Raw genomic sequence first — 11089 nt, forward strand, 5'->3', positions numbered from 1 at the left:
GTGGTGGCCGCGACCGGCTCGGCGACCGGTGCGGTCGTCTTGCGGCGGGTGACCGCGGCGATCATCGCATCGGCGGCGCTGCGCGGACGCGGGGCCGGCGGCGGCGGGGCGACGTCCTTGCGCGCTGCTTCCAGCGCACGCTGCACCGCGCCTTCGTCATAGTTGGCCGCAGCGACGATTTCCACGCCTTCTTCGATCCGGCGATTGGACAGGATCACGGCGTCAGGGCCATGTTCCTTGCGCACCAGATTCATGGCCGAGCGCATATCGGGAGCGACGAAGCGTTTGATTTTCATGCTGTGGTACCGGGACTTGGGCGGCTGTTCGGCGGAAGGGATGCGCTGGTTGTCGTTGGTCTGCACGGTCCGGGGTTCCCTTCTGTTCCTGCTGCGTGATGTTCGTGGTGGTGTCTGTTTTCTGACGCTGTACTGTCGGAGTTCCGGCTCAGCTGATCGTGCCGACCAGCTTCAGCCGCTTGTCCTCGGGGACCTCGCTGTACGCCAGGACCGACAGCGACGGAACGCTGTGGCGGACCAGGCGTGCCAGCGCGGCACGGACCGGGGCGGGGACCAGCACCACGGCGGGCTCGTTCTTCGCTTCCTGCTTGCCGACACATTCGGCCAGGCTTTGATGCAGTCGCTCGGCGAGTCCGGGTTCCAGCGCGGCGCCATTCCCCTGTGTGGACTCCTGCAAGACCCGTTCCAATTGCGGGTTGAGGGTGAACACCGGCAGCTCCGGCGACATGCCGGCGATCTCCTGGACGATGAAACGGCCCAGTGCGTTGCGCACGGCGGCGGTCAGCACGCCGGGGTCCTGGCTAAGCGGCGCGTTCTCAACCAGCGATTCGGCGATCTTGCGAAGCTGGCGGATCGGGATGCGCTCGATCAGCAGGTTCTGCAGCACCCGCACCACCACCGACAGCGGCAGTGCCTTCGGGGTCAGGTCCTCGACCAGCTTGGGGGCGCTCTTGGCCAGGTTGGCCAGCAGCTGCTGCGCCTCCTCGAAACCGAGCAGCTCCGGGGCGTGCTCGCGGATCAGGTGCGACATGTGGGTGGCGACCACGGTGGCCGGGTCGACCACGGTGTACCCCATCGATTCGGCATGCGCCCGCTGGTGCGGCTGGATCCAGGTGGCATCCAGGCCAAACGCCGGGTCCTTGCCGGCGATGCCTTCGAGCGCACCCAGGGCACTGCCGGGGTCGAGCGCCAGTTCGCGATCCGGATGGATTTCCGCCGTGGCCACCGGCACGCCGTGAATCAGCAGGCGGTAGGCGGTGGCACCGAGTTCCAGGTTGTCCCGGATATGTACGGAGGGGATGAGGAAGCCGATGTCGTGGGTCAGTTTGCGACGCACGCCCTTGATCCGCGCCATCAGCTCGCCGCCCTGGTTCTTGTCGACCAGTGGGATCAGTCGGTAGCCGACTTCCAGGCCGAGCGGGTCGACCGGGCGCAGTTCGTCCCAGCTCAGTTCGGCGGTGGGCGAGGGGGTGCCTCCGGGCAGGCCGATCACCGGTGCATTCGGGTCGACAGGTGCCGCATCCGCGGTGGCCGGTGCCTGCTGCTTCTTCCATACTTTCCAGGCGATGAAGCCAAGGATGGCGGACAGCGTCAAGAAGGCGACGTTGGGCATGCCCGGGACCAGCCCGACCACGCCGAGAATGGCGGCGGTGATGGCCAGCGCCCGGTACTGGCCGAACGCCTGGCCCATCATGGCCTGGCTCATGTCCTGCGAGCGCGAGGCGCGGGTCACCAGCATGGCCACCGCCGAGGACACCAGCAGTGCCGGGAGCTGCGCCACCAGGCCGTCACCGATGGACAGCAGGGTATAGGTGGCGGCGGCATCGCCGAATGGCATGCCATGCTGGAGTACACCGACCGCCAGGCCGCCGAGCATGTTGATGAACAGGATCAGGATGCCGGCGATGGCGTCGCCGCGGATGAATTTGCTGGCACCGTCCATCGCGCCGTAGAAGTCGGCTTCCTCACGGACCTCCTCGCGACGGACCTTGGCTTCTTCACGCGTCAGCAAACCGGCGTTGAGGTCGGCGTCGATCGCCATCTGCTTGCCGGGCATGGCATCAAGGATGAAGCGCGCGGTCACTTCCGACACGCGACCGGCACCCTTGGTGATGACCACGAAATTGATGATGGTCAGGATCGCGAACACCACGATGCCGACCGCATAGTTGCCACCGATCACGAACTCGCCGAAGGCGGCAATCACCTTGCCCGCCGCGTCATGGCCGTTCTGGCCGTTCAGCAGGATGACGCGGGTGGAGGCTACGTTCAGCGCCAGCCGCAGCATGGTGGTGACCAGCAGCACGATCGGGAAGATGGTGAAGTCCAGCGGGCGCTTCACGTACACCACGGCCAGCAGCACCATCAGCGAGATGGCGATGTTGAAGGTGAACAGGGCATCCAGCACCGGTGCGGCCAGCGGCACCACCACCATGGCCAGCAGGGCCAGCACGATCAGCGGGGCTCCCAGGCCATTGCGGACCATGTCCAGGACCTTGCGCGCGTTCATGCCGGGATGGGCGGGCTGGGCGCTCATGGGCGACCTCCGTTGCCGAATTCATCCACATCGATGCGCGGACTGGCCGGCATCGGGCCGCCGCGCCAGGCGCGCAGCTGGTAGACGTAGGAGAGGACCTGGGCCACGGCCGAATACAGTCTCACGGGAATTTCCTTGCCGAGTTTCCCTTCCCGATACAAGGCGCGTGCCAAAGGCGGAGCCGAGACCAGCGGCACCTTGTTGCCATCGGCCACTTCACGGATACGCAGGGCGGTTTCGTCCACCCCGAGCGCCACCACGGTCGGGGCTCCCATCTTGCTGCCGTCGTACTTCAGGGCGACGGCGTAGTGGGTGGGGTTGACCACCACGACGTCAGCGGTGGGGACCGCTTCCATCATCTGACGGTTGGCCATCTGGTGCTGCATCTGGCGGATGCGGCCCTTCATTTCCGGGCTGCCCTCGCTTTCCTTCATTTCCCGGCGCAGTTCTTCACGGGTCATCTTCAGCTTCCGCATCCAGTTCCAGCGCTGGTAAGGCGCATCAATGGCAGCCAGCAGGACCATCGCACCGCCCGTGGCCAGCATCAGCTTGAGGGTGAAGCCCAGGCCGTTGACGATGGCCGCCTCCAGGGGCTGGTGGACCAGGTCGCGCAGGCCGCGGATGCCGTGCCATACCACCAGGCCCGCGGCCACGCCCACGAAGGCCACGCGCAGCAGGGACTTGATGAACTCGGCGATGGCTTCCGGGCCATACAGACGCTTCATGCCGGACATCGGGCTGAGCCGGTTGAACTGCGGCATCAGCGACTTGTTCGACCAGCGCAGGCCGTCCATGACCAGCGGCGAAAGCAGGCTGGCCAGCAGGCAGATCAGCACCAGCGGCCACATCGCCACCAGCAGCTGCAGCAGCAGCTCGCCGAAGTGGCCGAACAGCGCCTGTGGATGCAGGCGCAGACCCGGCTCGGGGGTCAGCGCGGTCTTCATCCACTCCCGCGAGTTGCTGGCCATCGTTCCGGAAAAGGCCATCAACGTTGCGACGGCGGCCCCGAACACGGCGGCGGTGCCGAGTTCGCGCGAGCGCGGGGTATTGCCCTCTTCACGGGCATCGCGCAGGCGTTTTTCGGTAGGTTGTTCGGTTTTTTCGCCGGCTTGTTCTTCGTCGGACATCGGTCACGCACCCGGGGGATCACCCGGGTGCGTGCAAGATCCGTGCCGCTCGGGGTGTCGTGGCGCCGTGCGGGGCAGCCCAAGCCCTCAATTCAGGAAGTCGCCGCCGTCAGGTGCCTTCCAGCCGGCCGCCACCTCGATGCGTGGCCGCGGCAGACCGTGCAGCTGTATGAACCGCGCCGGATCCACCGGGTGCCCGAGCAGATACCCCTGCAGGTAGTCGCAGCCCAGCCGCTCCAGGTAGGCGCGCTGCCCGGCGGTTTCCACCCCCTCGGCGACGATGTCCATGTCCAGGGCATGGCCGAGCGCGACGATGGCCGAAACGATCACCACGTCTTCCGAGCTGTTCTCCAGCTCGCGTACGAAGGCGTGGTCGATCTTGATCTCCGAGCCGGGCAATCGCTTGAGGTACAACAGGCTGGAATAGCCGGTACCAAAATCGTCGATGGAGATACCCACGCCGAGTCGTGCCAGAGACTGCAGCAGGCGCAGGCTGGCCTCGGTATCACGCATCACGGTGCTTTCCGTGATTTCCAGGATCAACCGGCGCGGTTCAAGCTGGTGGCGGGCGAGCACGTCCCGCACCTCGCTGAGCAGCTGCGGCGCGCTGAACTGGATGGGTGAAAGGTTCACTGACATGGTCCAGTGGTCATGCCCGGCGTCATGCCATTGGCGCAGCTGGCGGCAGGCCTCGTTCAACGCCCAGCGGCCGATGTCGTTGATGATGCCGCTGCGCTCTGCCAGCCGGATGAACCGTTCCGGCGGAATCAGCCCCTGTTCCGGATGTCGCCATCGGATAAGGGCTTCGGCACCACTGACCATGTGACGCGCCACGCTGAGCTTGGGCTGGTAGTGCAGGAACAACTGCGGGCTGCCGATCGCGCTGCGCAGGTCGGCCAGCAGACGGAACTGCTGTTCGGCGCTGTCGTTCATCCACTCGGCGAACACCGCAAACCCGTTGCGTCCGGCTTCCTTGGCCTGGTACATCGCGGCGTCGGCATAGCCCATCAGATGGCGTTCGCTGGCGGCGTGGTCCGGGCAGATCGCAATGCCGATGCTGGCGGTCACCTGCAGGTCATGGCTGGGCACGAGCCGACTGCTGTTGATGGACTGGATGATACGGCTGGCCAGGGCGGCCACATCCTCGTCGCCGTCAATCCTGACCACCATCACAAACTCGTCGCCGCCCAGTCGGGCCAGGACGTCGGTGTCGCGCAGCAGCTGGCCGGTGCGCTCGGCCACGGCGACCAGCAGCGCATCGCCGGTCTGGTGCCCGTAGGCGTCATTGACCTGCTTGAAACCATCGAGGTCCATGAACATCACCGCGAAACGGGTGCCGCGTTGTTCGGCCTCGATCAGCGCGCCTTCGATGTGCTGCTGCAGCAGGCGACGGTTTGGCAGTCGGGTCAGCGGGTCGTGCAGCGCGGCCTGGCTGAGTTCGGCGTGGGCGTCATTGAGCGAGCTGCGAAGGTCCTGGTTGCGCAGCCGCAGCAGCTGCGACTGCATGCGCTGGTCGAGCCAGGACACCAGCAGCACGACGGCGAGGATGGCGACGGTGAGGATCATCACCAGTGTGGCCAGCCACTGCGAGTGCAGTCCGTCGCCGGCAGCGGCACCGCAGATGCTGTCGGCCGGGAAGCGTGCCGCAGCCATGCCGGTGTAGTGCATGCCCACGATCGCCATGCCCAGCACGATCGCAGGCGGTACGCGGTGGCGCAGGCGGTTGTCGTGGTGGCGCAGGCGGAAGGCCACGAACAGTGCCACCCACGAGGCGGCCACGGCGATCACCAGCGACAGCGTGACCCAGCCCGGGTGGTAGTCGATGCCGGGCTGCATGCGCATGGCAGCCATGCCGAGATAGTGCATGGACGCGATGCCGGCCCCCATGAGCAGGGCACCGAACGCGAGCCGGGAATGCGGCAATGTCGGGCGCGACACCAGCCACAATGCGTACAGCGAGGAAACGATCGCCGCCAGCAGCGAGACCGTCGTCCAGAGAATGTCGTACCCGAGCGGAATCGGCAGGCGGAACGCCAGCATGCCGATGAAATGCATCGACCAGATGCCGAGCCCCATCGCGCAACCGCCACCGAGCAGCCACAGCTGGCCCTGCCGCGGTGTAACGGCGGTAATGATGCGATTGGCCATGACCAGCGCGGTAAACGAGGCCAGTATGGCGACCAGCAAGGAAACGACGACCAACCACGGTGTGTAGTTGCCGACGAGCATTGATGATTCTCCTAGCCCAGCACGTAGTAATCGAAAGTTTCCATCCCAAGACCTTTCGGTTGACGCTTCCACTGCGGCTGACAGCGGCCCCCGTTGTCGTGCGCGCAAACTGTACGCACACCCCCCGGGGGGTATGCAATACCTGAAAGGGTAATATTTGTCAGAAAGTCGTGATTACTGCGGAAGCGGCGAGATAATCACGCCGCGTGCACGCCTGATAATCAAGTCTGAGCAGTGGATGATCAGTGCGTGAGGCTGTCGGCCGCCTGGAAGCCGGCATCAAACAAGCGTTGGACCGGCGGTCCGAGTTCCCCTGCCAGTACCGTCAGCAGGAACAGGCCCAGCAACAGGGAAACCGGAAGGCCCAGCTGGATGGGATTCAGCGCGGGAGCGGCTTTGGCGAGCACGCCGAAGGCCAGGTTGATGGCCAGCATGGCCACTACGACCGGCAGCGCGAGCGACAACGCGCCGCGGAAAACCTGCAGCACGAAGGTCGGGGCGACGCTGAGAAACGCATCCAGGTCAGGAAGCGAGGCCCCGATCGGCACGGCCTTGTAACTGTCCATCAGCAGCGAGATCAGGGCCAGGTGCCCGTTTGCAGTGAAGAACAACAGCCCGAACAGCAGGTAGAACCACTGACCAATCACGCCGGAGCTGCCGCCGCGCATGGGATCGCTCATCTGTGCAAACGCCAGACCGGTGCCCTGGGCGATCAGCTCACCGGCGAGTGCGCCGGCTTCAAACAGGAGGCGCAGCAGGAAGCCGATGGAGATGCCGATCGCCAGTTCGCGGGCGATACTGAGCACGGTGGCGGCATCGAAGCCGGTCCACTCCGGTACCGGCGGCAGCATCGGCGACAGCGCAATGGCCAGCGCACCTGCCAGCATGACGCGCACCCGCGCCGGCACCGCACGCGTGCCGACCAGAGGCATGGCCATGATCATCGCGCCGATGCGCAGCATGGTCCACAGGATGGTGCCGATCATGCCGAAGGCCTGCAGGCCGTCGGCGGCCATCTGGGTGGCGGAATCCATGGTGTTGGCTATCCGATCAGATGGGGTATGCGTTGGAACAGCAGGGTGGTGTACTCCACCAGGTGGCCGATCAGCAGGCTGCCCAGCGCGAACAGCACGGCCGTGAGTGCGGCGGCCTTGGCGACGAAGGCGATGGTGGGTTCGTTGAGCTGCGTGGCAGCCTGCACCACGCCGACCACCACGCCGACGATCAGGACGGTGAGCAGCAGCGGGCCGGCAACCCAGAGTACGGTGATCAGGCCGCCGCGCAATTCGGTGAGGGCAAGTTCGGGGGTCATGGCTGCCTTACACCGCGTTGAAGCTGGCAGCCAGCGTACCGACCACCAGGACCCAGCCGTCGACCAGCACGAACAGCAGGATCTTGAACGGCGCGGAGACCAGCATGGGCGAGAGCATCATCATGCCCATCGACATCAGCACGCTGGCGACGACCAGGTCGATGATCACGAACGGAATGAAAATGAGGAAGCCGATTTCGAAAGCGGTCTTCAGCTCGCTGGTGACGAACGAGGCCACCAGCACCGGGAACGGGATGGCGTCAGGGCTGGCATAGGTGCCGTGACCGGCCATGCCGGCAAAGGTCATCAGGTCGGTTTCGCGGATCTGCGCCAGCATGAAAGCGCGCAGCGGCTGGGTGGTCAGCGTCCAGGCCGTCTGGAAATCGATCTCGCCATTGAGATAGGGAGCCATGCCGCTCCCCCAGGCCTTCTGCCAGACCGGCAGCATGACCATGGCGGTGAGGAACAGCGCAAGCCCCAGCAACACCTGGTTGGAGGGCGTCTGGCCCGTGCCCAGCGCCTGGCGCAGCAGGCCAAGCACGATGATGATGCGGGTGAACGCGGTCAGCACCAGCAGCATCGACGGGATCAGGGTGATCGCCGTCATCAGCAGCAGGGTCTGCAGTGGCAGGCTCACATTCTGGCCGCCGATCTTGCCGACGTTGACGTCCGGCAGGGCAGGCACGGCCGGCGCGCCGGGCGCGGCCATTGCCAGGGCAGGCAGGGCGCACAGCAACAAAAGCAACAGCAACGGCAGGTAACGGGTCCAGGACGCTCGGGGGCCACGCATGATCATTTTTCCTTGCGCAGCCGCTGCTGCAGCAACTGGGCGAAATTCGGCAGGTTCTTCAGGTCCGGCAGGCGGGCCGGTTCGGGGGTGGGCAGGGCTTCGGGCAGCTGGTGCAGGGTGGAGATGCCGCCGGTGGTGACGCCCAGCAGCAGCTGCTGCCCGTTTACCTCGACCACCACGACGCGCTCCTTGGCACCGACGTTGAGGCTGGCGACCACGCGCAGGCCCTCGGCGGGCTTGAAGCCGCTTCCGGGCATGCGCTTGAGCACCCAGCCCAGGCCGACGATCAGTGCCAGCACGGCCAGCAGGGCGAAGATGGCCCCGAACATGCTGGGTGCGGCGGCGGCGTGCTGTCCGACCTTGACCGCCGGCGCGCCGGCGGCGACGAGCGCGTGAATGATCAACGCAGTCTCCGGATCCGCTCGCTGGGGCTGACCACGTCGGTCAGGCGCACACCGAAGCGATCATTGATGACCACGACTTCGCCATGGGCGATCAAGGTGCCGTTGACGAATACGTCCAGCGACTCGCCGGCACCGCGTTCCAGTTCGACCACCGAGCCCTGGTTGAGCTGCAGCAGGTTGCGGATCGGCAGGCGGGCGCGACCGACTTCCAGCGACAGCGTCACCGGCACGTCCAGGATCACGTCCAGGTTCAGGTCCGGGGCACCGGCATCTTCGGCGTGCAGGTCGGAAAACTGGGCGGCGGCCGGTTCGTTGGTTTCGATGTCGTTCATTGCGGGTCTTCCTGGATGACGGGTACGCGCGGGCGGGTGCCCGGCGGGTGGGTCGCGGTGATCTTGACGGCGTTCATGCCATTGGCGACGCCGAACTGGCCGGTGAACACGGGGATGTTCTCGATGCAGACCGGCACCTGGTTGGGCAGGTCGATGGGCAGGACGTCGCCGACCTTGAGCCGGGTCAACTCGCGCAGGCTCATGCGCTTGCTGGCGAGCACGCTGGACAGGGTGACCTCGGCGATGTTCAGCTGCTCACGCAGCATGACGCCCCAACTTTCGTCGCGGTCGTTACGATCGCTCTGGATGCCGGCGTCGAGCAGTTCGCGGATGGGCTCGAGCATGGAGTACGGCAGGGTCACGTGGATGTCGCCGCCACCGCCATCGAGTTCGACATGCAGGCGGCAGACCACGACGTATTCGCGCGGGGTGACAATGTTGGCGAAGTGCGGGTTGATTTCCGAGTTGATGTACTCAAGCTCGACATCCATGACCGGTGCCCAGGCTTCGCGCAGGTCGGCGAAGGTCTGCTTGAGCAGCAGGTGGATGACGCGCATTTCGGTGGCGGTGAATTCGCGGCCTTCGATGCGGGTGGGATAGCGCCCGTCGCCGCCGAAGAAGTTGTCGACGATGGCGAACACGAGGGTGGGCTCGAAAACGATCAGGCCGGTGCCACGCAGGGGCTTGAAACGGATCAGGTTCAGATTGGTCGGCACATACAGCGAGTGCATGTAGTCATTGAACTTGATCAGCTCGATGCCGCGCACGGACAGTTCGGCGGAACGGCGGATCAGGTTGAACAGGCCGATCCGCCACAGGCGGGCGAAGCGCTCGTTGACCATTTCCAGGGTCGGCATGCGACCGCGGATGATCCGGTCCTGGCTGGCGAAGTCGTAGCTGCGGGCCTCGCCGGGCGGAACGCCTTCGTCTTTGGTTTCGACCGCACCCGAGTCGACGCCATGAAGCAGGGCATCGATCTCGTCCTGGGAAAGCAGGTCATTCATGGGGCGGCCCTTACTGGGTGACGAAGCTGGTGAACAGCAGTTCGTCGACGCTGTTGCTGCCGGTCTCGGCCTTCATCAGCTTCTGCACTTCGGCCAGGGAGTCGGCCTGCAGTTTTTCCTTGCCGGCGCGGTCGGCGATCTGGGCGGGCTCGACCTGCGAGAACAGCATGAGCAGCTTGGCGCGGATGGCGGGGGCGTGCAGCTTCAGGGCCTCCAGCGCGGCGGGGTCGCGGGTCATGAGCTGGACTTCGACCTGCAGGTAGCGGGGCCCGTCGAAGCTGCTGCTGAGGTTGACCACGAACGGGGGCTCGAGCCCGAAGTACTGGGCGGGGGCGGGCACGGCGGGCTTGGCAGCGGCCTTCTTGTCGGGGGCCTTCTCGTCGTGGCTCTGGGTGAAGTACCAGACGCCACCACCGGCAGCACCGGCGGCGAGGACGGCGATCAGGGCACTGATGAGCAACGGGCTGCGCGGCTTGGCGGCCTTGTCCTTGTCGGCGGATTTCTTGGTTTTGTCAGCGGCTGCGGCCACGAGGGGAAGCTCCATTGGATTGCTTCCTGGCTACATGCAAGCGCTGTGCCGAATCGCGCTGGTTTCCCGTTGTCGGGATTTTGACGTCTTCCGCGAACGTCAAAAGCGCTGGCTCTGCGTTGCCCTGGACAGTGGGTCGGTGACGGAGCCAGAAGCGGTAGAGTCGGTCGTAAGACGACTGCCGTGAACGGCTCCGCGTTCTGTAACGCATGACCCTGGATCGACGCCGGCTCTGGTGCTTTCTCGATTACGCGTACGCGTCCAACAACCCGCGCTGCCGCATCAACTGCGCCGAACTGATCGTGGTCTCCACCATCCCCGGTTCATCGCCACCCCCGATCCCACCACGCTCACTGCCACCACCACCAGACCTCCCATCCTGCGCGGTCTGCTGATGACCCACATCCGCATTGCCCAACTGGAAACCCTGGTCGTTCAGCATTTCCCGCAGTCTGGGCAGGGTGCTTTCGAGGGCGTGGCGGACGTCTGCATGGGCGCTGCTGAAGCTGGCGTGGACCTTGTCGCCGTCCATCTGCAGGCGGACTTCGATCAGGCCGAGGTCGTGCGGGGTGACCTTGATGGTGGCGTGGCCGATCTTCTGGTCGGCGAGCCAGCCGATGCGGGCGCTGATGTCTTCGTCGAAGGACTCGCCGCCGACGTGCGGGGTGGCGGTGGGGCTGCCGGCGAACGGGGCGCTGGCGGCACCGGTCTTCAGCTCGGCGGCGGTCTGCAGGGCGTGCAGGAACGGGGTGGCCGGGGCGTCGGCGTCGGCCGCACCGGCGGTGAGGGCGTCGGCCAGTGCCTTGGGA

11 protein-coding genes and 1 pseudogene are annotated in these 11089 nt (G+C 65.7%); all 12 read right to left on the minus strand.

From position 1 onward, the window contains the following. Window positions 1-296 (minus strand): annotated as a pseudogene (locus EGJ34_RS17840) (flagellar biosynthesis protein FlhF); the annotation flags it as partial. A 148-nt stretch (window positions 297-444) separates the two neighbouring features. Next, complete coding sequence (flhA, locus tag EGJ34_RS17845; protein ID WP_185750232.1) at window positions 445-2526, minus strand: flagellar biosynthesis protein FlhA; 2082 nt, start codon at window positions 2524-2526, stop codon at window positions 445-447. Window positions 2527-2549: 23 nt separating this feature from the next. Next, window positions 2550-3680 carry a flagellar biosynthesis protein FlhB gene (gene flhB / locus EGJ34_RS17850; protein ID WP_125361817.1) on the minus strand — a complete coding sequence of 377 codons (1131 nt, stop codon included), beginning with the start codon at window positions 3678-3680 and terminating at the stop codon, window positions 2550-2552. Window positions 3681-3767: 87 nt separating this feature from the next. Further along, window positions 3768-5909, minus strand: coding sequence for an EAL domain-containing protein (locus EGJ34_RS17855; RefSeq protein ID WP_125361818.1), 2142 nt, complete (start codon window positions 5907-5909; stop codon window positions 3768-3770). A gap of 242 nt (window positions 5910-6151) precedes the next feature. Continuing rightward, complete coding sequence (gene fliR / locus EGJ34_RS17860; RefSeq protein WP_125361819.1) at window positions 6152-6943, minus strand: flagellar biosynthetic protein FliR; 792 nt, start codon at window positions 6941-6943, stop codon at window positions 6152-6154. 8 nt (window positions 6944-6951) lie between these two features. After that, window positions 6952-7221: a flagellar biosynthetic protein FliQ gene (locus EGJ34_RS17865; RefSeq protein ID WP_017356083.1), complete on the minus strand. Its 270-nt coding sequence runs from the start codon at window positions 7219-7221 to the stop codon at window positions 6952-6954. 7 nt (window positions 7222-7228) lie between these two features. After that, a complete protein-coding gene (gene fliP / locus EGJ34_RS17870; protein WP_185750230.1) occupies window positions 7229-8017 on the minus strand; it encodes a flagellar type III secretion system pore protein FliP in 789 nt (262 codons plus the stop codon). Next, the gene (gene fliO / locus EGJ34_RS17875) at window positions 8014-8409 is read right to left on the minus strand and encodes a flagellar biosynthetic protein FliO (protein ID WP_185750233.1); all 396 of its coding nucleotides are present in this window, start codon (window positions 8407-8409) and stop codon (window positions 8014-8016) included. Before fliO ends, fliP begins: the two co-directional genes overlap by 4 nt. A gap of 2 nt (window positions 8410-8411) precedes the next feature. Then, on the minus strand, window positions 8412-8747 hold the full coding sequence (fliN, locus tag EGJ34_RS17880) for a flagellar motor switch protein FliN (RefSeq protein ID WP_125361821.1): 336 nt from the start codon (window positions 8745-8747) through the stop codon (window positions 8412-8414). Further along, on the minus strand, window positions 8744-9751 hold the full coding sequence (gene fliM / locus EGJ34_RS17885) for a flagellar motor switch protein FliM (RefSeq protein ID WP_125361822.1): 1008 nt from the start codon (window positions 9749-9751) through the stop codon (window positions 8744-8746). The genes fliN and fliM overlap by 4 nt, the downstream gene beginning before the upstream one ends. A gap of 10 nt (window positions 9752-9761) precedes the next feature. Next, window positions 9762-10295 (minus strand): flagellar basal body-associated FliL family protein, encoded by a 534-nt coding sequence (locus EGJ34_RS17890; RefSeq protein WP_185750231.1) that lies wholly within the window; start codon window positions 10293-10295, stop codon window positions 9762-9764. Between the two features lie 232 nt (window positions 10296-10527). Continuing rightward, window positions 10528-11089 (minus strand): flagellar hook-length control protein FliK (locus tag EGJ34_RS17895; protein ID WP_148100516.1); only part of this gene is annotated, 562 nt, incomplete at its 5' end.

Source organism: Stenotrophomonas sp. 278 (assembly GCF_003935715.1).
In the GTDB taxonomy this organism is placed as follows: domain Bacteria; phylum Pseudomonadota; class Gammaproteobacteria; order Xanthomonadales; family Xanthomonadaceae; genus Stenotrophomonas; species Stenotrophomonas maltophilia_AH.